The organism is Nocardia sp. NPDC055050, from assembly GCF_053608345.1.
In genome coordinates this window covers 1-23,899 of sequence record NZ_JBSGVG010000023.1, presented here as the reverse complement: position 1 = coordinate 23,899, position 23,899 = coordinate 1, and the positions used below count along the sequence as shown (strand labels likewise).

General features: G+C 69.0%; 24 protein-coding genes and 1 pseudogene. 17 read left to right on the top strand and 8 right to left on the bottom strand.

Annotated elements, in window-relative coordinates; all coding sequences use genetic code 11:
• Nucleotides 1-105: 105 nt before the first annotated feature.
• The gene (locus ACWGCN_RS22860; RefSeq protein ID WP_378994713.1) at nt 106-480 is read right to left on the bottom strand and encodes a cupin domain-containing protein; all 375 of its coding nucleotides are present in this window, start codon (nt 478-480) and stop codon (nt 106-108) included.
• An 80-nt stretch (nt 481-560) separates the two neighbouring features.
• Between ACWGCN_RS22860 and ACWGCN_RS22855 the strand changes: the two genes are divergently transcribed.
• Both ACWGCN_RS22855 and ACWGCN_RS22850 read left to right on the top strand, forming a co-directional pair.
• Nucleotides 561-1,001 carry a MarR family winged helix-turn-helix transcriptional regulator gene (locus ACWGCN_RS22855; protein WP_379315229.1) on the top strand — a complete coding sequence of 147 codons (441 nt, stop codon included), beginning with the start codon at nt 561-563 and terminating at the stop codon, nt 999-1,001.
• A gap of 212 nt (nt 1,002-1,213) precedes the next feature.
• The gene (locus tag ACWGCN_RS22850; protein ID WP_378994717.1) at nt 1,214-1,444 is read left to right on the top strand and encodes a hypothetical protein; all 231 of its coding nucleotides are present in this window, start codon (nt 1,214-1,216) and stop codon (nt 1,442-1,444) included.
• A 46-nt stretch (nt 1,445-1,490) separates the two neighbouring features.
• On the opposite strand, the gene ACWGCN_RS22845 is transcribed toward ACWGCN_RS22850, so the two are convergent.
• Nucleotides 1,491-2,915, bottom strand: coding sequence for an amidase (locus ACWGCN_RS22845; protein ID WP_378994719.1), 1,425 nt, complete (start codon nt 2,913-2,915; stop codon nt 1,491-1,493).
• Nucleotides 2,916-3,017: 102 nt separating this feature from the next.
• Between ACWGCN_RS22845 and ACWGCN_RS22840 the strand changes: the two genes are divergently transcribed.
• The 10 genes from ACWGCN_RS22840 (at nt 3,018) to ACWGCN_RS22795 (ending at nt 13,586) form a co-directional block, all read left to right on the top strand.
• On the top strand, nt 3,018-4,295 hold the full coding sequence (locus ACWGCN_RS22840) for an ATP-grasp domain-containing protein (protein ID WP_452459186.1): 1,278 nt from the start codon (nt 3,018-3,020) through the stop codon (nt 4,293-4,295).
• Nucleotides 4,292-5,119, top strand: coding sequence for a hypothetical protein (locus ACWGCN_RS22835; protein WP_452459185.1), 828 nt, complete (start codon nt 4,292-4,294; stop codon nt 5,117-5,119). The genes ACWGCN_RS22840 and ACWGCN_RS22835 overlap by 4 nt, the downstream gene beginning before the upstream one ends.
• Nucleotides 5,116-6,156, top strand: a complete 1,041-nt coding sequence (locus ACWGCN_RS22830) for a PLP-dependent cysteine synthase family protein (protein ID WP_452459184.1) — start codon at nt 5,116-5,118, stop codon at nt 6,154-6,156. The genes ACWGCN_RS22835 and ACWGCN_RS22830 overlap by 4 nt, the downstream gene beginning before the upstream one ends.
• Nucleotides 6,157-6,190: 34 nt before the next feature.
• Nucleotides 6,191-7,495, top strand: a complete 1,305-nt coding sequence (locus ACWGCN_RS22825; RefSeq protein WP_452459183.1) for an MFS transporter — start codon at nt 6,191-6,193, stop codon at nt 7,493-7,495.
• Nucleotides 7,496-7,500: 5 nt separating this feature from the next.
• The gene (locus ACWGCN_RS22820; RefSeq protein WP_387445338.1) at nt 7,501-8,448 is read left to right on the top strand and encodes a GHMP family kinase ATP-binding protein; all 948 of its coding nucleotides are present in this window, start codon (nt 7,501-7,503) and stop codon (nt 8,446-8,448) included.
• Entirely contained in the window at nt 8,445-9,257 is an 813-nt protein-coding gene (locus ACWGCN_RS22815; RefSeq protein WP_452459182.1) for an ABC transporter ATP-binding protein, read from the top strand. The genes ACWGCN_RS22820 and ACWGCN_RS22815 overlap by 4 nt, the downstream gene beginning before the upstream one ends.
• On the top strand, nt 9,254-10,342 hold the full coding sequence (locus tag ACWGCN_RS22810) for a FecCD family ABC transporter permease (RefSeq protein WP_452459181.1): 1,089 nt from the start codon (nt 9,254-9,256) through the stop codon (nt 10,340-10,342). Before ACWGCN_RS22815 ends, ACWGCN_RS22810 begins: the two co-directional genes overlap by 4 nt.
• Before the next feature lie 76 nt (nt 10,343-10,418).
• On the top strand, nt 10,419-11,396 hold the full coding sequence (locus ACWGCN_RS22805; RefSeq protein ID WP_452459180.1) for an ABC transporter substrate-binding protein: 978 nt from the start codon (nt 10,419-10,421) through the stop codon (nt 11,394-11,396).
• Nucleotides 11,393-11,950 (top strand): GNAT family N-acetyltransferase, encoded by a 558-nt coding sequence (locus tag ACWGCN_RS22800; protein WP_452459179.1) that lies wholly within the window; start codon nt 11,393-11,395, stop codon nt 11,948-11,950. The genes ACWGCN_RS22805 and ACWGCN_RS22800 overlap by 4 nt, the downstream gene beginning before the upstream one ends.
• 88 nt (nt 11,951-12,038) lie before the next feature.
• Nucleotides 12,039-13,586 (top strand): AIM24 family protein, encoded by a 1,548-nt coding sequence (locus ACWGCN_RS22795; RefSeq protein ID WP_452459178.1) that lies wholly within the window; start codon nt 12,039-12,041, stop codon nt 13,584-13,586.
• Between the two features lie 61 nt (nt 13,587-13,647).
• Here ACWGCN_RS22795 and ACWGCN_RS22790 read toward each other — a convergent pair whose 3' ends face one another.
• A complete protein-coding gene (locus tag ACWGCN_RS22790; RefSeq protein ID WP_378994743.1) occupies nt 13,648-14,940 on the bottom strand; it encodes a hypothetical protein in 1,293 nt (430 codons plus the stop codon).
• 265 nt (nt 14,941-15,205) lie between these two features.
• Here ACWGCN_RS22790 and ACWGCN_RS22785 point away from each other — a divergent pair.
• Both ACWGCN_RS22785 and ACWGCN_RS22780 read left to right on the top strand, forming a co-directional pair.
• Nucleotides 15,206-15,349, top strand: a pseudogene (locus ACWGCN_RS22785) (zinc ribbon domain-containing protein); the annotation flags it as partial.
• A 411-nt stretch (nt 15,350-15,760) separates the two neighbouring features.
• Nucleotides 15,761-16,294 carry an Rv3235 family protein gene (locus ACWGCN_RS22780; RefSeq protein WP_452460293.1) on the top strand — a complete coding sequence of 178 codons (534 nt, stop codon included), beginning with the start codon at nt 15,761-15,763 and terminating at the stop codon, nt 16,292-16,294.
• A gap of 73 nt (nt 16,295-16,367) precedes the next feature.
• Here the strand turns inward: ACWGCN_RS22780 and ACWGCN_RS22775 are convergent, their stop codons facing one another.
• The 5 genes from ACWGCN_RS22775 to ACWGCN_RS22755 form a co-directional block, all read right to left on the bottom strand.
• On the bottom strand, nt 16,368-17,747 hold the full coding sequence (locus ACWGCN_RS22775) for a metallophosphoesterase (protein ID WP_452460292.1): 1,380 nt from the start codon (nt 17,745-17,747) through the stop codon (nt 16,368-16,370).
• A gap of 114 nt (nt 17,748-17,861) precedes the next feature.
• Entirely contained in the window at nt 17,862-18,317 is a 456-nt protein-coding gene (locus ACWGCN_RS22770) for a DUF4254 domain-containing protein (RefSeq protein WP_378994749.1), read from the bottom strand.
• A 228-nt stretch (nt 18,318-18,545) separates the two neighbouring features.
• The gene (locus tag ACWGCN_RS22765; protein ID WP_452460291.1) at nt 18,546-19,691 is read right to left on the bottom strand and encodes an acyl-CoA dehydrogenase family protein; all 1,146 of its coding nucleotides are present in this window, start codon (nt 19,689-19,691) and stop codon (nt 18,546-18,548) included.
• A 112-nt stretch (nt 19,692-19,803) separates the two neighbouring features.
• Nucleotides 19,804-20,364, bottom strand: coding sequence for a hypothetical protein (locus tag ACWGCN_RS22760; protein WP_452460290.1), 561 nt, complete (start codon nt 20,362-20,364; stop codon nt 19,804-19,806).
• 225 nt (nt 20,365-20,589) lie between these two features.
• Nucleotides 20,590-21,432 (bottom strand): DUF72 domain-containing protein, encoded by an 843-nt coding sequence (locus ACWGCN_RS22755; protein WP_452460289.1) that lies wholly within the window; start codon nt 21,430-21,432, stop codon nt 20,590-20,592.
• 167 nt (nt 21,433-21,599) lie between these two features.
• Between ACWGCN_RS22755 and ACWGCN_RS22750 the strand changes: the two genes are divergently transcribed.
• From ACWGCN_RS22750 to ACWGCN_RS22740, 3 genes are all read left to right on the top strand, one after another.
• Nucleotides 21,600-22,820, top strand: coding sequence for an MFS transporter (locus ACWGCN_RS22750; protein WP_378639341.1), 1,221 nt, complete (start codon nt 21,600-21,602; stop codon nt 22,818-22,820).
• An 83-nt stretch (nt 22,821-22,903) separates the two neighbouring features.
• Complete coding sequence (locus ACWGCN_RS22745; protein ID WP_378994757.1) at nt 22,904-23,098, top strand: hypothetical protein; 195 nt, start codon at nt 22,904-22,906, stop codon at nt 23,096-23,098.
• Between the two features lie 90 nt (nt 23,099-23,188).
• A complete protein-coding gene (locus tag ACWGCN_RS22740; protein WP_378994759.1) occupies nt 23,189-23,731 on the top strand; it encodes a YceI family protein in 543 nt (180 codons plus the stop codon).
• Nucleotides 23,732-23,899: the final 168 nt, after the last annotated feature.

Genomic DNA, 23,899 nt, shown 5'->3' with positions numbered 1-23,899 from the left:
CGGCGGCGCGCCGGCGAACGGTAGAACCCAACCCTCATTCCAGAATTATATTGTTCGGGTAGCCGAACTTTCAAGTTCAGGGCTAGAAACAGTCGCGAGGACGGCTCAGGATGCCCAGGGCGGGGTGAAGGTAGAGCCGTCGGGGAGCTCGGCCGCGAAGCCGACCCGCACAGTCACCAGCAGCCTGGCGATCTCGTCGGCCGAGTTCGCGAGGGCGATCATCGAACCGGCGGGCGCGACCGCCGCGTCACCGGGTTTCATCGGCGCGGATTCGCCGTCGATCGTCATGGTCACCTCGCCCGACAGCACAACGAACGCCTCCTCGCCCAGGATGCGATGGGGCACGCCGACCGAATCGGCCCGAACCTCGGTCTGCCAGACGCACAGCTCGGCACTGCCGGTGCCGGGTCGGACGAGGGACGTGAAGCGGGCGTTGTGCACCTCGTGCACCTGCGCGTCTGCGGAACGGATCACCGGCATTCGAAACCTCCATAAGGTCAAGCAACTTGTCTATATAGTCAAGTAGATTGACTATTGTGTCAAGTGCCAGAATGACTGTCGTGCCCGTGAACGCAGACCTCCCCCTCCTGTTGCTCGCGGCAGCGGCCGAGGTCACCGAGGCGGTGCACGCCAGGGTCGCCGCGGCGGGATTCACCGACATCCGGCCGACGCACGGCTTCGCGTTCGTCCGCATGGCGCCCGACGGCGCGACGGTCGGGGAGATCGCCGACCACCTCGGCGTCACCAAACAGGCAGCCAGTCAGCTGGTCGACGAGCTGGTCACCAAGGGCTATGCCGATCGCAATCCACACCCGCGCGATGCGCGCGCCCGCCTGATCACCCTCACCGAACGCGGCTGGGCGTGCACGCGAGCCGCCGACGCCGCCATGGCCGAGTTCACCCAGACCTGGTCGGACACCCTCGGCGCGACCACCCTCACCCAGGTCAGCAAGGCGCTGGGTCGCGTCGTCACCCCGGGGCGAGTCCGCCCGAGCTGGTGAACCTCCACCACCGCCGTAACCAAATCTTGCAAACCGACGATGTGCATAACGGGTACCCAACAATCCGAAGAACTGGATTTTCAAAACCTGCGCGGTGTCACGGCGAGCGGCATACTCTCGGATCGAGCGGTGACGCGCCACCGCAGCACCCGGGCCGACGGTCCGGGTAGCGCACTCGTCACGTCACCGTTCGTCTCGATCCCGGAGGGTCAATGTCAGCCCTGGTCACCGTTCACACCGTCGACACCGTCACTCGGCACAAGTACGAGCGGCTGCAGTACACCGGTTCGGCCGGCGTGGTCGCCTCGCTCGAGGACGCCCGCCTCGTGGATCGATGGCGCGCCGACTACCCCGGCTGGGACGGCGAGCACTGGGCGTTCGACGCGGGCACCGACAGCCCGGGACGGCTGCGCCCGATCAACGTCGCGGCGCGCAACAACTGATCAACGCGGTGACGAGCGCCTGATCAGCGCGGTGCGCACCACATGATCAGGCGGCACCCGCGGCAGCAGCCCGATCGATGATCCGCGGGAACGGGCTTGCCGCTTCCAGCTGGTAGGCCAGGTCGAGCAGCGTCCGCTCGTCACCACGGCGCGCGGCCAGCTGGATCGATCCGGGCAGACCGCTGGGCACCAGGCCGTGCGGCAGCGAAATGCCGGGTCCCCCGCCGACGTTGTTGAGCGGGGTGAAGCCGACGTAGTCGGCGAGCTTGGCGAACAGCGCGTCGAACGGCTGGCCGGGCGCGAGCTCGCCGATGCGCGGCGCGGGATGCGAGAGCACCGGGGTGAGTAGCACGTCGACCTCGGCGAAATGCCGGTCATAGGCCGCGACTCCCCCGCGCAACCGCCACGTCGACGCGGCCACCGCGAGCGGATTGCGCTTGGCCAGCCCGATCAGACCGGTGGTGAACGGGTCGAGTTTGCGCGCATCGAAGTACCCGCGGTGGCCCAGCCGGAACGACAGCGCCATCGCCGCGGCCATCACCGCCCAGTACTGCTTGAAGTCTTCGACGAAGCGCGGATCCACATCCAGCCGCATCTCGACGATCTCGTGGCCGAGACCTTCGAGTACCTTCGCCGCCGAGGCCAGGACCGCGCCGTTGTCGGCGTGCACCGGCCGGCCGAGGACATCGGCGGTGATCAGGCCGATCCGCAGCCGTCGCGCACTCGGCCCCTCGACCAGCCCCACCGGCGGCAGCGCCGGATTCGCGCCGAATCGTTCCACGGCGGCCAGGTAGTGCGCGGTATCGCGGACCGAGCGGGTGACCACGCCCTCGGCGACCAGATGCACCGGCAGTTTGCGGGCGCCGGGCTGGTCGAGCAGGCGGTTGCGGGTGGTTTTCAGGCCGACGAGACCGTTGGCCGCGGCGGGAATACGGATCGAGCCGCCACCGTCGTTGGCATGCGCGATCGGCACCACCCCGGCCGCCACGAGCGCCGCCGAACCGCCCGAGGAGGCGCCCGCCGAGTACTCCGGATTCCACGGATTGCGGGTCGGCGCGCGATCGGTGAATTCGGTGCTCGCGGTGAGCCCGAATTCCGGCAGCGTCGACTTACCGAGCACGATCACGCCCGAGTGCAGGAACTGCGCGCCGGGACCGCTGGTCACCGTGGCCGGATGCGGCGTGAACGCGGCCGAGCCATGGCAGCTGGGCAGCCCCGCGATATCGGTGTTGTCCTTCACGAACGCGGGCACCCCGGCGAAGACCCCCGCGGTCTCGGGCGCCGACGCCGCGCGATCGAAGCACGTCACCTGCACCGCGTCCAGCCTCGGATCGACCCGCCGCGTCCTGGCGATCGCGGCCTCGAGAACCTCCGACCGGCTCACCTCCCCCGCGCGCAACGCCGCGGCGACACCGACCGCGTCCAGCGTTCCCAGGGCATCGTCGGTGAATCCGTGCACGGCAGAGCTCATATCCGCAGCGTAATGCGAGCCCGGGTCCCTTCGCAGCAGTAACGAACCTGCTGACCCTTCTCGACTATCGCATTTCTATTGAAAATGGTTATCATTAGCATCTTGCTCGAGGTTGGAGGACATGTGGGACACCTGTTGATGGTGGAGAGCTGGGTCGGTTCGATGAGCACCTTGCTCCCGGCGGGAATCGAGGACAGTGGCCACGAATTCAGCTTCCTGACCCGAGATCTCGGGCATTACCTGCGGCCGGGAACACCCCTGCCGCATCCCCTGCTCGGGGCGGCCAACGTGTTCACCGCCGACACCAACGACGAGTCGACACTGCTGCCGTACGTGCGAAAACTGCAGGCGGCATTCAGTTTCGACGGCGTGCTCACCTCGTGCGACTACTATCTGCCGACCGTCGCCGCGATCGCCGCCGATCTCGGCTTGCCCGGGCCCGGCCGGACCGCGGTGGCCGATGCCTGCGACAAGTACCGGACCAGGCTGATCTGCCGTGCCGCCGGTGTCGCCGGTCCCGCCTTCGCCGTCGCGCGGGAATGGGATGAGATCGTGGGCGCCGCAGCCGAACTCGGCTATCCCCTGGTGGTCAAGCCGGTCGACCTCTGCGGCGGGATGTTCGTCCGCCGGGTCGGCGACGAGGCCGAGTTGCGCGTCGCGGTGGACGCCATCGCCGGATTCCCGATCAACGCCCGAGGACAGCACCGCTCACCACTCGTCCTGCTCGAAGAGTGCATGGACGGACCGGAATTCAGCGTGGAAACCGTCACCGTCGCCGGGCGGACGACGGTGATCGGAGTGACCGACAAACGGATCACCGGTGCCCCCGCCTTCATCGAGTCGGGCCACATGTTCCCCGCTGCCCTCGAGCCCGGCGATTCCGCCGCGGTGGCCGAGCTGGCAGTCGCGGCGATCACCGCGCTCGGTCTCGACGCGACCGTCGCCCACACCGAGGTCAAACTCGGCGCGCACGGCCCCCGCCTGATCGAGGTGAACCCCCGCCCCGCCGGGAATCGCATCACCGAACTGGTGCGACGGGTCACCGGAATCGACCTCACCGCCGTGCACGCCGAAGCTGTCGCGGGCGGCGAGCCCGACGTCACACCCCGGGAGACCGGTATCGCCAGCGCGGCCGTCGCGTTCGCCGTGCCGACGGATACCGGCCTGCTGACCACGGTGGACGGAGCACAGAACTGGGCGGCGGACCCCAGGATCGTGGAGCGCAAACTGGCGGATCCCGGCACCGAGGTGCGTCCCGCGACCGACAACAACACCTATCTCGGTCACGTCATGGTGGTGGACGACACGCACCGCACCACCGGCGACCTCGCACAGCGGTTGATCGCCGATCTCCGTTTCGACCTCGACGCTGCGCGATGATCGCCGCCGCCGTGCGCCCCGACTCCGTCGCCGAGCTCATCACGTGGGCGCGCCGGGGCAGGCTCGGACCCGAACCCACAACCCTGCACGCGTCCACGGCGTTTCGCACCGCCTACGGCACCCGGCACGCGGGCCGCTCTCGCGGATACCGCAACGAGGTGCTGAGCCTGCGGGTCGGCGCGGCGGTGGGCTCGTGCGGTCTCGAACCCGGCTCTGCCACCGACGATCTGGTCGACAGCTGTGTCGCGGCGACGATCGACGAACTGCTCGCGCATCCGATGCCCGCGGTCCGGATCGCCGCGCTCGATGCCTATCTGATGCACGTGCGTCCGCATCCGTACGCGGGCGGCGTGCAGGGCGAACAGGTGGTGATCGAGGGGCCGACCTCGCTGACGAAGTCGCGCCGCCGGGCGAGCACCGTCGTCGACCTGCTGCCCGCCGGGGTGTCGCGGGTACTGGTGGTGGGCGTCGTCGGTTCGCTGCTCGCCGAACTGCGGGCGCGCGCCATCACGTATCTGCCGTGCGACCTCGCCGGTGGCGTCACCGAATGGGGTGAGCCGGTCTTCGAGTCGGTCGCCGACGCTCCGTCGGACTACGACGCGCTGCTGGTTACCGGAATGTCGCTGGGTAACGAGACATTCGACGAATTCCGGGCCGTGGCGAACCGGCGCGGCCTGCCGCTGGTGCTGTTCGCCCAGACCGGCAGCGCGGTGCTGCCCTGGTTCCTGGGCGCGGGCGTGCACGCGGTCTCGGCCGAGCCCTACCCGTTCTTCTCCCTCGACGGCGGGCCGAGTGCCGTCGTCACCTACCGAGAGCTGTCATGACACCCCCGCAACCCGCGCTTCTGCAGTTGATCGGCGGCACGCCCGCCGTGCCCATTCCGTCCGGAAACAGCTGGTACACAGCGAAACTCGAGGCAGCGAGCGTAGCGGGCATGAAAGCCCGTGCGGCAGTGTCGATGTTGCGCGGCGCTGCGGCGAGAGGTGAGCTCGCGCCGGGCGCGACGATCATCGAATCCACCAGCGGCACACTGGGACTGGGCCTGGCGCTGGCCTGCAAGGCACTGGGCCATCCGGTGCTGCTGGTGGTCGACGACGAGCTGGAACCCGATCTGCGCGCATTGTTTTCGGCGTTTCAGATCCCGCTCGACGTGGTCACCGCACCACACCCCTCCGGCGGCTGGCAGCAGGCGCGGCTGGATCGGCTGGCCGCTTTGCTCACCGCCACACCGGGTGCGTACTGGCCCGACCAGTACGACAACCCCGACAACGCGGGCGGCTATCAGGCGATGGGCGAGGAAATCCTCGCCCAGGTCGACGGCGTCGACGTGCTGGTCGCCTCGATCGGTTCCGGCGGGCACTGCGCCGGGCTCGCCCGGGTTCTGCGCACACGGTGGCCCCGGCTGCGGGTGATCGGGGTCGACGCCGTCGGCTCCCGGATCTTCGGCCAACCAGATCGCCGCCGGCTCATGCGCGGTCTCGGCAGCAGCATCCTGCCCCGCAATGTCGCCTACGCCGACTTCGACGAGGTGCACTGGGTCGACGCCGCCGAGGCGGTCGCGTCGTGTCGCCGGGTCGCGGCGGCCACCGGCATCGCGGGCGGCTGGAGCACCGGCGCCGCCGCCCTGGTCGCGGGCTGGGTGGCCGAGCGCGAACCCGACGCCCGCGTGCTGACCGTGTTCCCCGACGGGCCACACCGCTATCTGGGCACCATCTACAACGACGACTGGTGCCGAACCAACGGTCTCTTCCGCGCGCCCGCCACCGCACCCACCACGATCGCCGCCCCGGACAGCGCCGAAGTGCTCGGCTGGGGCCGATGTTCGATCGTCCGCGACCCTGCCGCCGAGGTGAGCGTGTGACCCCCGCAACGGCTTTCCAGCCCGGAACCGGCAGATGAACGGCATCGACACCTTCCGCGCGCTACCGGGGGCCGTCCGGCTACTGCTCGTGAATCATCTTGTGGGGCATATCGGTTTCTATCTCCTCGTACCGTTTCTGGCCGACTACCTCCTCGACGACCTCGCGCTGTCGGCGGCCGTTGTCGGAATCGTGCTCGGGGTGCGTAATCTCAGCCAGCAGGGTCTGTTCCTCGTCGGCGGCTCGGCGGCCGACCGGCTCGGCGCGCGCGGCGTGATCATGGTCGGCCTGGCGATCAGGGCACTCGGCTTCTCGCTGTTCGCCGTCGGCGGTTCGCTGCCGGTGGTGCTGGCGGCCTCGGTGCTCACCGGTTTCGCTGGGGCACTGTTCAATCCGGCGGTCCGCGCGTTCATCGCCAGGGACAGCGGTGCGCATTCGGCGCAGGCCTTCGCGCTGTTCAACGTCTTCGGCAATGCGGGCTCCGCGATCGGACCGGTACTCGGCACCGTGTTGACAGCGGCGGGCTTCCGGATATCGGCCCTGGTCGCGGCGGCGATCTTCGCGGTGCTGGCCGTGGTGCAATGGCTGCTGCTGCCCGCGCGACCGGTGCCCGCGCACGAGGGTGGGGTCGGTACCGACTTCGCGACGGTGTTCACCGATCGCCGGTTCTGGGCGTTCACCCTCGCGCTGATGCCGATGTTCGCTTTGCAGAGCCAGATCTACTTCCTGTTCACCCTCCAAGCGCAGGACAGTGCCGGGCCCGGGCACGGTCCGGCGGCGGTGGCGGCGCTGTTCGTGGTCGAGACGATCGCCGTGGTGGCACTCCAGGTTCGGGTCACCACGGTGCTGGCGCGCAGACCACAGCGCGGGCCCGCGATGGCGCTCGGGATGGCCGTCATGGGAGCCGCGTTCCTCCTGCCTCCCGCCGTCGCGGGGGTGGTGCCGTTCGAGGGAAACAGCGTGGTGGGCACAGTGATCCGGATTGCTCCGGTGGTCGCGGCCGCGGTGCTGCTCGCGATCGGCGTGACCGCGGTGCAACCCTTCGTCAACGAGGCGATCGGCCGCTTCGCCGGAACTCGGCTGACCGGAACCTATTTCGGCGCGTTCTATCTGGCGTCCGGCATTTTCACGGTCGTCGCCACCTCGATCACCGGCGCCGTCCTCGACCACACCGGCGGCCCCCTGAGCTGGCCGCCCTCGCTGCTGTGCGCCGCGGCCGGTGTGCTGTCGGCCCTCGCGCTGCTGCGGCTACACCGCCGGCACCTGCTGCCCGGCCCCGCAGCGATCCGGCCCGAACTCGCACCGGTCGCCGACGACAACACCCCCAGCGAAAGGCGATGACTCCGATGACCATTGATCTCGCCACGCCGGGAATCGGTGTCGGCCGCGCCTACGGAAGCTGCGGCGAACTGCTCCAGGGCGTCACCGAACAGAATCGGCATTTCCTGGTCACGCTCCCCATTCGGCGCGGCACGGTGGCCGTCTTCGAGCCGGGCGGCGACCGCATAGATGTTGTGCCGGAGGGCAAGTCGAAGGCGGCGCGACTCGCGAGCGGGATGGTCGGCAGGTCGCGCGTGCTGGGTGGCGGGCGACTCACCCTGCACAGCGAACTTCCCGAAGGCAAGGGGCTGGCCAGCTCCACCGCCGATCTCGTCGCCACCGCCCGCGCGGTCGCCGACGCAGAGGGTCGCTCGGTGCCCGTCGCGGAACTCGAAGCCGACCTGCGCGCCATCGAACCGTCCGACGGCGTCATGTACCCGGGCACCGTCGCCTATTTCCATCGCGAGGTGCGGTTACTCGCCCGCCTCGGCACCCTCCCGGCACTGACGATCGTCACCGGCGACGAGGGCGGCTCGGTCGACACCGTCGAATTCAACCGGGGCGAACCCGGTTTCAGCGCCGCCGACAAACGCGAATTCGACAGGCTGCTCGGCGAACTCGGCCCGGCGATCACCCACGGTGACATCGCCGCGATCGGCGCGGTGGCCACCCGCAGTGCCGTGCTGAGCGCCGCATCGCGTGACCGTCCGCATCTGGACGCGACCATCCGGGCGGCGCGCGCCATCGGCGCGGCCGGAGTCGTCGTCGCCCACAGCGGCACGACCACCGGAATCCTGCTCGCCGACAACGATCCACGTCTGCGCGAGCAGGTCCTCGCCGCGCACGAGATCTGCGCCGCCTTCGCCTGCTCGGTGGCGGTGCATCACTCGTGGCGACCCGGCACACAGCGCGTTCCCACCGTCGATCACCCACACCCGGTGACGATTCCCCGAACAGAGAGCTCTCCGCGATGATCACCGTCGACCAGATCCGCTTCGCCTACGACGGCCGAATCACGCTCGACGACATCAGCTTTCGTGTGGCACCCGGCAGCACGCTCGGACTGATCGGCCCCAACGGTTCGGGCAAGTCCACGCTGCTGCGGCTGATGTACCGGGCGCTGCGCCCGGCGGGCGGATCCGTCGTCGTCGACGCGGTGCCGGTGGAGCGGCTGCGCGGGCGCGAGCTCGCGAGTCGCCTCGCCGTCGTCGCCCAGGAAGCGCCGCCGGATACGCCGGTCACCGTGGCCGAGACCGTGCTGCTCGGCAGGTCGCCGTGGGTCGGTGCGTTCCAGGGGTATTCGCGCGCCGACCGGATCGCCGCCGCGGCCGCGCTCGAACACGTGGGGGCTCGGGCGCTGGCCGACCGCCGTTTCGCGACGCTCTCCGGCGGCGAACGCCAGCGCGTCCTGATCGCCAGAGCACTCGCCCAGCAGGCCGACCACCTGCTCCTCGACGAACCCACCAACCACCTCGACATCCGCTACCAGCACGAATTGCTCACCCTGGTCCGCGGTCTCACCGCGACCACCACGATCGTGGTGCTGCACGAGCTGAACCTGGCCGCCCGCTACTGCGACCGCCTAGTCCTGCTCGACCAGGGGCGCGTCGCCGCCGCAGGCACTGTCGCCGAAGTCCTGACCCCGCGGATCCTCGAACCCGTCTACAAGATCCCCGTTCGCCGAACGTCGGCCTTCGGCGCCGTCCAACTCCTCTTCGGCCCGGCTACCGAACCCCCCGCCACAACACTTCCGTCCGAGACCAGAGAGGCGGCCACGACATGACCGCGACCCTGGTGGCCGATCCGGCCATCGACGACCTCGATCACGCTCGCCACCGCGACCGCGCGGTGCTGCTGACAGCCGGGCTCACCATCGCGCTCGCCTGCACGCTGGTGGTCGCAGCCGGGCTCGGACCGGTCGCCGTCCCGCCGGGCACCGTGGCGCGGATCATCGGCCACCATGTCTTCGGTCACCCGGTATCCGTCGATTGGAGCGCCGCCCAGGACTCCATCGTCTGGTTGGTGCGGGTGCCGCGCGTGCTGCTCGGCGCACTCGTGGGCGCCGCCCTGGCGATCACCGGTGCCGTCTTGCAGACCATCGTGCGCAATGTGCTCGCCGACCCCCACATCCTCGGCGTCACCTCGGGCGCGTCGACCGGCGCGGCGGTGTATCTGCTGTTCGGGGTCGCCGCGGCGACCACCGCCACCGCCCTCGCGGCGAGCGCGTTCATCGGCGCGCTGATCGCCACCGCGCTGCTGTTCGTGATCTCGCGGATCAACGGCCAGCTCACCTCGCTGCGGCTGCTGCTCGGCGGGGTGACCATCGGCTACATCTTCTCGGCCGCGACCAGCTTCCTGATCTTCGCCTCCGACCGGCCCGAAGGCGCGCGCACCGTGCTGTTCTGGCTGCTCGGCTCGCTCGCGCCTGCCGCCTGGTCCTCGGTGGCGACCACCGTCGCCGTCGTCGCGGTGGCACTGGTCGCGGTGCTGTTGATGGCGCCCCGGCTGGACGCACTGGCCGCCGGTGACGACACCGCGCGCACGCTCGGCATCGCACCGAATCGCATTCGGCTGTGGGCGTTGCTGATCGTCGCACTCGCGGTCGGCGCGGTGGTCGCCGTCGCCGGGGCGATCGGCTTCGTCGGGCTGATCGTGCCGCACGTGGCCCGGCTGTGTACCGGTGGCACACATCGGCACCTACTCGTGGTGAGCGCGCTCATCGGCGCGCTCTTCCTCGTGATCGCCGATGTGGCGGCACGCACCGTCTTCGCGCCACGCGAACTGCCCATCGGGATCGTCACCGCCGCCGTCGGCGCCCCACTGCTCCTCGTCCTGATCCGTCGCTTCCGTGCCACCGGCGAGTCCTGAAACCCGCACTCCACCCCCGCTGTCCCGGTCACGACGACCGGGCGAAATCCCCCACCGATCGATGAGGACCACCACCGTGTTCACCCGTGTCATCTCCGCCCGCCGCTCCGCCGTTCCTGTACTCGCCCTCCTCACCAGCGCGATCGTTACCGGTTGCGGCACACCAGCTCCCGCCACCGCACCCTCGGCAAGCGGTTTCCCGCTGACGATCTCGAGCTGCGGTCGCGACGTCACCTTCTCCTCGCCCCCACAGCGCGTCGTCACGGTCGGTTCCATCGCCGCACCGCTGATCGCGGCCGCGGGCGCCGCGGACCGCATCGTCACCCGCACCTTCGAAGCCGCCGCCTTCCCCGGCCAGTACGGCGAGGCATTGCAGGGCATCGAAATCACCGCGCCCACCGCCGAACTCGCCCGCGAGGAGATCATCAGCCGGGCGCCCGACCTGGTCGTGAGCGTCGAAGGTCTCTCAGTGACCCCCGACGACCTCGCCCAGGTGGGCATTCCGCTGATCGTGACCCGCGGCTACTGCCGCGACGCGGCCGGCACCTTCGAGGACGTCTTCGCCGACATCGCCCTCTACGGAAAGCTCTTCGGCACCGAGACCGCGGCCGACACCGAGGTCACCACACTGAAGCAGCGCGTACAGGCGGTGACCGAACGGCACAGTGGCACAACGACTCCCCGTCCCGCCGCCGCACTGATCCTGTCGCGCGACGGCGCCCAGCTCAAAGCCTATGGCGCCAAGAGCACCGTCCACGAACAGCTGAAGATCCTCGGCCTCGGCAATGTCTACGGCCAGATCGACAAGCGCAACTTCGAAGCCAACACCGAAACACTCATCGCCGCCGATCCCGAAGTGATCATCCTGCTCACCCAGGGCGACCAGACACCCGACTCGGTGCGCACCGCCCTGCGCCAACGTCCCGAACTGGCCGGGCTGCGCGCGATTCGGGAGAACCGGATCATCGTGGCGCCCTTCGGTTACACCGGGCCCGGACCGGTAGCCGTCGAGGGTCTGGAAGTGCTCGACCGCGAATTGGCGCAGCTGCGATGACCGCCGCCACCACCGGCTACCTCGTCCGCGAGGCAGGCACCGCGGATCTCGCGGGCGCGCGCAGCGTCATGCTCGACACCTTCTACCAGGTGTTCGGCATCGGCTATCTGCCCGAATATCACCAGGACGTGATCGACCCGGACACCGCGTATCTGCGGCATCCGCGCCACCGGCTGTGGGTCGCCGCGCACGAGGGCGTCATCGTCGGCACCACCGCGATCCGGGCGCAGGGGCCCGCCCATCCCCCGCATCCGGCCGAGCTCGCGCGCCGCTACCCCGACGAGACCACCGCGCAGCTGTTCCGGGTCTATGTGCGGCCCGAGCACCATCGACGCGGACTGGCCACCCGGCTCGTCACCGCGGCGGTCGAGCACGTACGCGCCACCCCGGCTTTCGAGCGGCTGTATCTGCACACCGACGCCCGGACACCCGGTGCGCTCGAATTCTGGCTGACCTTCGGCCACATCGTGTGCGACGCCCGAGGGCCACACGGCGGCTTCCAGACGGTGCACCTGGAGATTCCGCTGGATCGCGGCGATCAACAGCCGGTCTGACGGTTCCCTGCTGGCGCGGTGACGGCATACACGGCACTATCGAACGCGTGGAACACTTGCGAATCGCGCGACGTTCGGGTGCTGTGTCGTGACCGCGCTGGCTCCCGGCGAGAACCGGCCCGCGCCCGGTGACCAACTGACCGTCACGGTCGCGAGTTCGGCGTCGGTCGACGTGTCGGCCCTGCTGGTGAACGCGGCGGGCAAGGTGCGCTCCGACGCCGACTTCGTCTTCTTCAATCAGCCGACCGGGCCGGGCGTGGTGTACCGGCACGGCAACGGCGGACCCGATGTGGTGGGCGTGCAGACCTCGGCGTTGCCCGCCGATGTGGACAAGGTGGTGGTCACCGCGAGCCTCGACGGTCGTGGACCCGCGACGTTCGCCGCCGTCGGCACCTTGACCACCACCATCGAATCCGGTTCCACCGCACTGACTTTCTCGATCCCCGGACTCACCACCGAGAGTGGTGTGGTGTGTGTGGAGATCTATCGCCGCAACGGCGCGTGGAAGGTCCGCGCGATCGGTCAGGGTTACGACGACGGGCTCGCGGGCATCGCGTCGGCTTATGGTGTGAACCTCGACGACGAGCCCGAACCCGCTGCGGCGCAGGGTAATTCCGGTGCCGTGGCGGGCACTGCCGGCGACTCCCGAGGCGCACCCGGCCCAGGTCACCTGCCGCCGCACCCTCCCGGTTCCCACGCCCCGATGCCACCCGGTCAATTCGCGCCGCCCCCTGGGGCACCCCCTGTTCCGGGTCAGCCGGGGACGCCATCCGGCTACCCGGCCGCACCCCCGCCGGGCGCACCTGCCTACCCGGCCGCGCCCACACCGGCCTACCCGCCACCCGCCTACGGACAGCCCGGCGGACCCGCTCAACAGCCAACGTATGCATCTCAGCAAGGAGCCCAGCCCGTGCACAGCGACCTGTTCGACCCCTCGCATGCCGAGGTCAACGGCCTCGGTATCCAGAAGCAGGGCGGCAAGATGGTGAAGGTCGGCATGAACGGGGAGGTGATGGCGCGATCCGGGTCCATGGTGGCTTACCAGGGTGACCTGAAGTTCGAGGCGCTCGGCTCCGGCGGCATCGGCCGCGCCATCCGCCAGCATCTCACCGGTGAAGGCGTGCCGCTGATGAAGGTGACCGGCCGCGGCGACCTGTTCCTGGCCAACAGCGCCGCCGACGTGCACATCATCGACCTCGACGGCACCGACGGGCTCACCATCAACGGCGCCAACGTCCTCGCCTTCGACTCCACGCTGCGCTACGACATCGGCCGCGTCCAGGGCGCCGCGGGCTACGCCTCCAACGCGGGCCTGTTCAACTGCGTCTTCACCGGCCGCGGCCGCATCGCCATCACCACCCACGGCACCCCGGTCGTCCTCACCGTCGACCAGGCCACCTACGCCGACCCGAACGCCGCCGTAGCGTGGTCGTCGAGCCTGCAGACCGGCATCAAGCGCAACGACTCCTTCGGCCTCGGCCGCCTGATGGGCCGCAGCACCGGCGAAGCGAGCACCCTCGCGTTCTCCGGCCGCGGCTTCGTCATCGTCCAGCCCTCCGAACTTCCCCCGGGCGGCCTCATCGGCGGCACCGGCGGCGGCCAGCAAGCTGGCACCGGCGGCAGCATCTTCGGCTGACCCGAACAGGGAAAAGGCCGATACCCGCGCAGTCGCGGGTATCGGCCTTCTGTCCTTCCTGCTAGTTCGCGCGCTCCTTGCGGGCTTGGCGGCGGGCCTCACGCATGTCGTTGAGTTCCTGTTCCAGGCTCTCCGCGATGCGGAACTGGCCGGTGTCGTAGATGCTGGTCGGCTCGATCGCCTCGTAGCCGAAATTGGCTTCGGCGAAAGCCTTTTCGACCCGGGCCTCGATGTCGGAGATGGCGCTCTTGCGGGCGGCGGGAACCGAATCGGTGGCCGGCTCCGGCTTGGCCGGCTCCTTGGCGGGCTCCGGTGCCACCACGGGCGCGGGAGCTGACTTCTTGGCGGTGGCCTTGTCCGCGGAAGACGGCTTGCCGATGCCGAAGCGCTTGCGCTTCTCCGGCGAGCGGCCGTTGCCGTTGGCAACCGGCTCGGTGGGGGTCCAGGCGGGTTCGCGGGTGATCGGCGTGGTGGCGGCCGTTTCGGTGGCAGCGATCGCCTCGGCACGAGCCGCGCCCGTCATCGGCGGGGTGTAGGTGAGGCGGATACCCTCGGTGGCCTGGCGGCCGAGGATGTTGTCGGCGGGGTCGGGCAGGTCCCTGACCTGGCTGGTCGCGCGGGTGATGGCCAAGCCGTACCGGGCACTGACCGCGTCGTGGATCAGTAGCGCGACACCGATCATCACCGGCGCGACCGCGTGCACGGCAACGTCGTACCAGCGCCCTTCTCGCACGTAGGGGTACGTGTTGAGGGTGACGGTGAGCCCCAGCAGCGCGAGCTCGGCGAGCGCGACCTGGCGGCGGTTGTCGATCACGCCCCACTCGGCGACCTTGTTCGTGCCGACCATGATGATGATCAGACACACGCTGATCATCGCTTCGAGCAGATAGCTGAACCAGAACAGCGGATCGCTCGGCCCACCGGGCGCGATGTTCTGCTGCACGTTCACCGCGGACCACAGCATGCCCGCGCCGACTACGCCGGCCAGTGCCTTCAGCGACCACGACCGGTGCCGGTACAGCGAAGCGAGCTTCGCGTGCGGGCTCGATTCGCGACGCTGGGACGCCATCGCCTTCCTGGCGAGCAGCAGATCTCGCATGTCGGCCTTCTCGATCGCTTCGGTGGTCTGTCGGCTGCGGTCCGATGCGGACGCCATCGCCTGGGTGTGCTTCCAACGCTGTTCGCGATCCTGTTCACGGATGCGTTCGGCGAGTTCGCGTTCGGCGCGCAGCTCATCTTCGGAGAGCGCGTCGGTGAGGGCCGGATCGAATTGGTAAGCGAGACGCCCGCGGGCACGTTCGACTCGCTGGGCGAGCTGGCTGACGTCGTCCTCGAGACCGGATTCGATCGTCATGCCAGACCACCGCCCCGGGCGCGCGAAGGCAGGCAGGTGACCACAGGTGTGAACGGCACGGACCATTCTTACAGCATGTCTGGAAACTCCGATAGTTTTCAGGCACCGCCCTTCTCGGGCGTCGTCGGGCTGACAGTATTTGCTGTCGCCGCTACTGCCGACGGGGTGGAGGTCGCCCGCTTCGATACCGCTCCTGAACCGTTGGCCGCTGGGCTGAGTCAGGAACGACACCTGGCGCAGTCGTTGTCTCGCAAAACGGTGCTCTGCCTGTGGAACGATCAGTGCGGCCCTGGCGTTGGCGGATCGAGTGTTCCTCTGCGAGTGTGGGTTCAGCGCAGATCGTGACCACAACGCGGCGCGGTCGATCCCGACCCAACCCTGGCAATCACTGTCTTCGCGCGGCTCATGACGGTGCGCCGGATGCAGATCGGACGATTCGGTAGTCAGGCTGACCCGGGCAGAGTCACTGACCGCGCTGTGTCGTGGTCACCGACCCGGACAGACGCCCGCCCGGTTTTCGCCTGGATGCTGCGGAGCCGAAACGACGGGACAGTTTTGCCCTTACTCTCGAAACGGGGAAACCCCGATCCGCTTACATTGCGGACCGCGTTCGACAGTCGTGTGGCGGCTCATCATCAGCGAGTGTGACACAGGCCACCGACACCACACTGAACGCACAGCCACAGGACAGTTCCAGGTGTGCGCTCAGAGCGGACATCTCGAGGTGACGTGCGTTGATTTCGCGAACACTTGTCGGAGCTCCGTGTCATGCTGTGCGCCACCACTGGGGAGTGGGTGGACTGACTCGAAGGGGACGAGCATGTCTACGGAGGGAACGGTGTTGTCGCCCGCGCCGCATTGCGAGCCGCGGTTGGAGGGTGGGGAAGAGGTGCCGCGTTCTGGCGCCGTGAATACCGCTGTGCCCCACCGGGTTACTGGGTCCGGTCGACCGAGGGCCGCGGGCGGAACGCCGGCGAGTATCCGCAGGGCGGTACGCGCCTCCTGCACGCAGGCAGCGCCGACCGGCGAATCTGTCGCGACCGCAAAGCGATTCGCCGAACAGGTGCTCCGGCTGCTCTTGGAGGTGGTCGATCGGCGCAGATCGTCGACTCACCTGCGCGCTCACACAGACGCGCGAGTACTCGCCGCCATCAACACCATGCTCGCGCAGGACTTGGTCCCCGGCCGGGGCTTGGGCAGCGCCACCCTGACCCGCGTGAAACTGACCGCGACACAAGAGGGTGCCGCCGAAGTCTTCGCTTCGTATCAGCGTGGGCCGCGAACTCTCGCTATCGCCGGCCGCATCGAGTCGACCAAGGACAGCTGGCGCTTGGTCGCGGTGCGGATGTTCTGATCGCCACCGACGGTCGAAGCGTGGATGCCGAAGTCGATTTCGACGAGCTCCTGAGCGAGGTCCGTCGACTGCCTCAACGCAGCGCGGTGACTCCCGAGAAGTCATGGGGTGCACGGTGATTGCGATCGGAAAGGCTGCCGAGAGCGTGGTCGGGGTGAAGGCCGAAGTATTGCCTGCGGGTCCTGCTCGTCCAGGCCAGCGCCGCCGCTGCGGCGATGCGGTGGAAGTGGACGGTGTAGCCGTGTTCGTAGATGCGCAGCAGGGCGTAGCCCCCGGGGTACTCCTTCACGGCAGCTACCTCCAGGTATTCGACGCGGCCGGAATCGGGGCGGCTGCGGCGATTCCGGTGGGTGTGGCCGCTGTGGTGCAGGAATACGCCAGGGGCCGTTCGGTAGCAGGCTTGCAGTGCGGCCACGCTCGCACGATCGAGAACGAAACCGGGGCCGCCGGGGTTGCTCAGTGCCGCATAGCGGGTCGCGGGGTGGTGGCCGAAGATCAGCGTCGGGCGGTCGGGGTCGGCGGCGAGTGTCGCGCGGAGCTCGGCGAGTTGGCCGGCGCCGATCGTGCCGCCGGAACCACGCCTGCGCGTGGTGTCGAGACCGATCAGACGCAAGCCACCCAGCTCATGGCAGGCGAGTTGCCCGAACGGCTGAAACACCTGGCCCCAGTGATCATTCGCGCCGCGCGGAACGTCGTGATTGCCACGGCAGACGAAGTGGTCGCTGCCCGCCCTGCCCCAGGCGTCCAGACGCGCCGCGATGCCCGCGCACTGTTCAGCGGTGCCACAATCGGTGAGATCGCCCGCGACCACCAGATGATCGGCCGCGCGCTCGGGTCGGCGGATGTCGTGCAGCAGTGCCTCGGTCATCACCTGCGGGTAGTGGCCGTCGTCGTGGCGCAGACCCGGCGGCAGCCCGGCGACGATCAAGCCGCTGCGGTCCTCGCCCCAGTGCAGGTCGTTGGCGAGGGCGATCGTGCGCAGCAGTCGCCCCGGCGGTGGCGGCGCGGTGAGGAAAACGCCCGCGACCTCCGGAGTTCCAGGGCGTCGAGTCACCCAGGTACGGCCGGGAACAGCGGTTTCGCCGTCGGAGCAGGCCCGGAAGCGATATCGGCGGCCCGGCTCGAGACCGCGCACTTGCGCGTAGTGGTGCGCGGTGCGACGGCCGTCGAGGTAGCGGGTCACCGGTGTGGCCGAGCTGTCGGCGGGCGCGAGCAATACTTCGGTGTCGGCCGCGGCCGGGCGAAGCTGTCCCGCGCGATCACGTCGATGGGTCGACCACGTGAGGATCGCCGTGTCGTGAGTGACCGTGACGACCTCGAGATCGGTGACGACGAGCCGATCACGCACGCCGCTCCACGAATACGGCCGCGCCATCGGCGCACGCACGGTGGCCGCCGCCGCCCCCGAGGCGGCGTTGACCAACCATGCGGTGTGCAGTCGCGGATCGAGCATGCCGGGCTCCGTTCGCCGTCTCTCGCTGACGGTACGGCGCCCGGCTGAACACCCGTGGGCGGTGATGTGGACGTTGATCGCCCAGGTAGCGACCGGAAAGCGATGACGCCGCCGCTAGTCGTCGCGCGGCATCTTCCGCAGCTGCTGTGTCCCATCGCTGTGCGGTGGGTCGCCGTCGAGTCCGTCGGGTAGCCGCCGCGCCCCACTGGCTACCTCGGCGATGAGATCGTCGTAACCACAAGCCAATTCGTGCAGGCGCAGTTGCGCGGCACGCAGTTGGGCTTCGGCCCCGCAGGCCAGCGCGCGGTAGGTGAGCGCGGCGAAATGGGCCATGCGGTCCACGACGGCGCCGATGCTCTCGGTGTGCATGGGTGCGGAGGTCGCCGGAGTGGGTGAGCGGATCACCACCCAGCGGTCGATCTCGCAGACCAGACGCGCACGCGCCCAGTCGATCTCGCTGGTATCGCCGGGAATCTGCTGTTCGCGGCGTTCGTGCAGCGTGGCCAGCTCGTGCGCGGCGGAGAGGACGGGATCACTCGCACCGGCGACCCCGCAGACCGCCTGCATCATCTGTGCTCGGTCCGGCAGTACCGGTTCCGGTCCGGGTCGTCCCGTCGAACCGCTGCCGTCCGTGTCCACTGTTGCCGCACCGTCCCCGTCGTCGGTTTTGTACCGCTTGTCGAAGGACATTCGTCTCGGCGGGGACGACGGATAGGTCACGAAATGACCCCCCAACAGCGAAAACCGGCCGCGAACAAGAGTTCACGGCCGGTCGCGATCACCGATCGAGCTGGAGTATCACAGGCTCCGGGCGATGATTTCCTTCATGATCTCGTTGGTGCCCGCGTAGATCAGCTGGACGCGGTTGTCGACCCACATGCGGGCGATCGGGTACTCGTTCATGTACCCGTAGCCGCCGAACAGCTGCAGACAGGTGTCGGCGATCTGCATCGCCTTGTCGGTGGTCCACCACTTCGCCATGGCGACGGTGGGGATGTCGAGTTCGCCGCGGAGGTGCTTCTCGACGCAGTTGTCGATGAACACGCGCGCGATGCGGGCCTCGGTGGCGACCTCGGCCAGCTTGAACTTGGTGTTCTGGAAACCGAACACCGGACGGCCGAACGCCTCGCGCTCCTTGGTGTAGCGCAGCGTGTGGTCGAGGGCGACCTCCATGCCCGCGACCGCGCCCATCGAGACGATCAAGCGCTCCTGGGGCAGCTGCTGCATCAGCTGGATGAAGCCCTGACCCTCCTGGGTACCGAGCAGGTTGGTCACCGGGACGCGCACGTCCTCGAAGAACAGCTCGGAGGTGTCCTGGCCCTTCTGGCCGATCTTGTCGAGCACACGACCGCGACGGAACCCTTCGCGATCGGCCTCGACCAGGACCAGCGAGACGCCGGAGGCGCCCTGGGTGGGGTCGGTCTTGGCGACCAGGATGATCAGGTCGGCCTGTGCGCCGTTGGTGATGAAGGTCTTGGAGCCGTTGATGACGTACTCGTCGCCGTCACGGATCGCCTTGGCCTTGACGGCCTGCAGGTCGGAGCCGGTGCCGGGCTCGGTCATCGCGATGGCGCCGACGACCTCGCCGCTGGCCATCTTGGGCAGCCAGTGCTTCTTCTGCTCCTCGGTGCCGTAGGCGAGGAGGTAGTGGGCCACGATGCCGTTGTGCAGGCTGATTCCCCACGAGGTGTCGACCGCGCGGGCCTGCTCCTCCATGAGCACGGCCTCGTGCGCGAAGGTGCCGCCACCGCCGCCGTACTCCTCGGGGATCGAGATGCACAGCAGGCCGACTTCGCCCGCCTTGTTCCACAGGTCGCGGTCGACGTGGTGCTGCTCGCGGTACTTGTCGATGTTGGGGACAAGTTCCTTGGCCATGAACGCACGGGTCATGTCACGCAGGGCGTCCAGGTCCTCGTTCATCCAGCTGGACCGATTGGCGGCCATCGAGTCTCCTTGTTCGGCTCGGCACAGCACCGGCCCAGGCGTGACCGGTGGTTACGGACACCAGTGTGCCGCAGTATTGGCGTCGTGACAATAGTGCTGCCGAAATAGGCTCTCACCAGCGCATCATCGGTAAAGGTGAGAACGGATGGATGAGCGCGCGCCGGACTGTCAGCTCCACCAGCTCGAGATGGAAGCCGCTGTCCGGGTACCGCCGCATCAGTGCGGAGTAGGCCGCGTAAGGCAGTCCGTAGCGGCGCGCGCCGAACGTCACGTCGATCAGATCGGCCCGCCGGAACAGCTCCACCGGATCGGTCGCGGCGCCCGCCGGGCGCACACGATGGTGGTCGCGGATCATCTCGGCGACGAGCTCGGCGATGTCCTCCCGGTCGTGCGTGATCAGCCAGTCGCCCGCCAGCGCGCACGACGGTTCGAGATAGTCGAAGGTGCATGCCGCCCAGATGCCGAGATCATGGAAGGTCGCCGCGGTGCGGAACTCCTCCCGCGAACTCGGCGGCGGCCCCGGCTCGCCGCTGCGGGCGAACAGGAGATCGGCTGAGCGCAATACCCGCAGCACATGATGGAAATAGGCCTTGCGGTCGGCGCCGAGCCGGGCGGTCCACGGTTCGAGTCGTTCGGCGATCGCCTGGTCGAGTTCGCTTGTGTGCTCGGTCAATTCGTCACTCCGAAGTAGATCTCACGGGCGTGTGCGAACCCCCCGGCACCCCCGAACCAACCCTAGGTGTCCACGATGGGCGCCGCTCGGCGAAACGGAGTTTCTCTCGAACAGCCCGGGCTTTGCGGATCGGGTGTCGGTCAACCTTCATGCCAACGTCGGCATGAAGCGACAACGCGCGATAGGAGCAGCCTCTGAGAACCTGGCCGGATTCCGGACATCCGCTCAGAACAGCGTCATCGGCTCGTCGGACTCGGGTGTCGGCTGGGCGGGCAGGTCGGGGACGATCGCGCGGACCTCATCGTGGAAACGGCGTGCCAGGCCACGGGCCGCGGCATTGTCGGGCGTGTGCACGAAGACCGTCGGCGAGCGACCTTCGCGCAGCCAACCCGCGACCGTCTCCACCCACGGCTGCCAGCCCGCGACGGTGCGGTCGGTGTCGGCGCGCCCGTGGTAGCGCACGATCGGGTACTCGGTGAGCGCCCGCATCCGGCGCGGAACGCGAGGCTTCTTCGCCCGTGCCTCGAATTCGGAGGGGTCACCCGGTGGCCCGTCGAACAGGACCGTCGTGTCGAACGGCACCCATTCGGCCCCGATCCGCCCGAGCACCCGTTCCAGCTGCACCGCGGCCCGCTCGTCGTCGAAGAACGCTGGATGACGCACTTCCACCGCGCAGCGCAGTCCACCGGGCAACTCGCGCTGGAAGCGCGCGAGGGCGCCGAGATCGGTCGGGCCGAACGAGGCGGGCAACTGGATCCACAACGCGTGCACCCGCGGCCCGAGCGGTGCCATCACGTCGAGGAACGCCCCGAGTTCGGCGCCCGCGTCGATTAGCCGGCGCTCGTGCGTCACCGCCCTCGGCGGCTTGAGCACGAACCGGAAATCGGGCGCGGTCTGTCGGGCCCATGACTCGACGGTGGACGCGGACGGCGTCGCGTAGAACGTGGTGTTGCCCTCGACCGCACCGCAGTGCCCGGCGTAGGCACGCAGGCGCTCCCCCGGCGCGGGCAACCGCTGCTGCCACTGCGGATGCGTCCACATCGCACACCCCATCCGCAGCTCACGCACAGGCCGACGGTAATACAGCGACCGGCCGCCCCTAAAATGAGACCGGTTGCCACCAGTTCGCCCTGTGCGCGGGCGGCGGGAGTAGCGGTGTCCGGCCGAGCAGATCGGCGACCGTACGACCGCCACATCCATGAATTCCGGTGCGCGCACAACGGAAAGGGCCTGTGATGGCGATTCTCACCACCGAGCGGCCCAGTGCTGTCTCCGTCACCCGCGCCTGGCTGGGCGTGTCCGCCGCCATGGTGGCGATCGCGTGGGGCGGCAACGAGTTCACGCCGCTGCTGGTGATGTACAAAGCCCACGGTCTTGCGCTGACCGCGGTCGACCTGCTGCTGTTCTACTACGTCCTCGGCATCGTGCCCGCCCTGCTCATCGGCGGCCCACTGTCCGACCGGTTCGGCCGCCGCCCCTTGATGCTGCCCGCCCCACTGATCGCCGCGGCCGGTTCGCTGTTGCTCGCGGTGGGCGCGGCCTCGGTGCCGATGCTGGCGGCCGGGCGGATGCTGTGCGGTGTCGCGCTCGGACTGGCGATGGCGGTCGGCGGCAGCTGGCTCAAGGAACTGTCGCAACCTCCGTTCGCCGCCGCTGCCACAGGCAAGGGGGCCCGGCGATCCGCGATGAGCCTGACCGCCGGGTTCGCCCTCGGCGCGGGTGTGGCGGGCACCCTCGCGCAGTGGGGTCCGCTGCCCGATTCGACCGCCTATCTCGTCAACGCGGCGCTCTGCGTCGCGACCGCGTTCTGGGTGGCTCGAACACCGGAAACCGTGACCCGCCGAGCGAATCCGGGCAGGCTGCGCGACGACTTGAAGATCCCCGCCGCCGGGCACCGGCGATTCCTGCGGGTGGCGGTGCCGATCGCCCTGTGGCTGTTCACCGCCAACGCCACCGCCTACGCGGTCCTGCCGACGCTGATGCTGCCGCGCGTGCAGCAGGCCCCGATCGCCTTCTCCGCCCTGGTCACCATGGTGACGCTCGGCTGCGGATTCACCATCCAATCGGTGGCGCGACGCATCGACCGTCCCGGCACCGCGCGCGCGGCGGTGGTCGCGCTCGTGCTGCTCACCACCGGCATGGTTCTGGCGGCGTGGACGGCGGCCACTTTGAGCATCTGGGTGACGCTGCTGACCGCCGTGGTGCTCGGCAGCGGCTACGGCATCGGCCTCGTCGCAGGGCTGCAGCAGATCGAACGTCTCGCGGGCCCCGGCGACCTCGCGGGCTTGAACGCGGTCTTCTACTCGGTGAGCTACCTCGGCTTCGGCGTGCCCGCGGTCCTGTCGTCCCTGCACAGCGGCCTCGGTTTCGGCTACCCCGCCATGTATCTGGTCACCGCCGCGATCGCCGCCGGTTGCCTCGCGCTCGTCGCCGCGAACTACCGCGAACGGATCTGAGCGCAACTCTGTCCCGCTGAAACCGTGGCCAGCACATCGGCCGACCCGACGATCCGCGATCGCGGCACATTACGGTGGATCGAGTGAGCACCGACCCCGTCGAAACCCTTCTCCGCTGGCAGGATTCCGGCGCGGTCTGGCGGGTCGTCAGCCGCCGACCCGACTCCGTGACCATCGCCCTCTACGAGTGCACCGGCGGGCAGGAAGCAGACCGCTTCACCTCCACCGATCCCGCGCTCCTGCGGTTTCTCGGCGAACGCGCCACCAGCGAGGACTGACCCGCCCGCGGTGAACGGGGTTACGCTGGTTGGCGCTATCGCTTCACGCCCGTCGGCCCACACGGCCGGATCGCCAAGTGAGGAGAGACCATGTCGGCCCCTACCGGACTACCCGCTGGAACCTGGGTCATCGACCCCGCGCATTCCACGCTCCAGTTCTCCGTGCGCCATCTGATGGTGAGCAAAGTGCGCGGCCGATTCACCGATTTCGCGGGCACGCTCGTGGTTCATCCCGACGGCTCCGCCGATGCCGATGTCGAGATGAAGGTGGCTTCGGTCACCACCGACAACGCGCAACGAGACGGGCACTTGGCCAGCGCCGACTTCTTCGACGTCGCCAACCACCCGATCGCCACCTTCAAGGCCACCGGTTTCACGGCGCGCAGCACCGAGTTCTCCGTCACCGGCGACTTCACCATCCGCGGCAACACCCACCCGGTGACCCTCGAGGTCGAATTCCTCGGCACCGGCCCCGGGATGGCCGATGCCCCGGTCGCCGGTTTCTCCGCGACCGCCACCATCAACCGCCGCGATTTCGGCCTCACCACCGACATCCCGATGGCCGACGGCGGCGCCGTGATCGGCGACAAGATCAACCTCTCGCTCGACGTCGAGGTCGGCCTGCAGAGCTGAGCGGCACCGAGCACAGGAGGGGCGCATGTCAGGACGACGTTTCCGAGCCGGCCTAGCCGCCGGGTTCCTGGTGCTGGTCGCGGCCTGCGGCGGCTCACCCACCGAATCCGGGACCGAATCCGCCGCCCCACCTGCCCCGGCGATCTCGGTCGCGCCGGAAGACGGCGC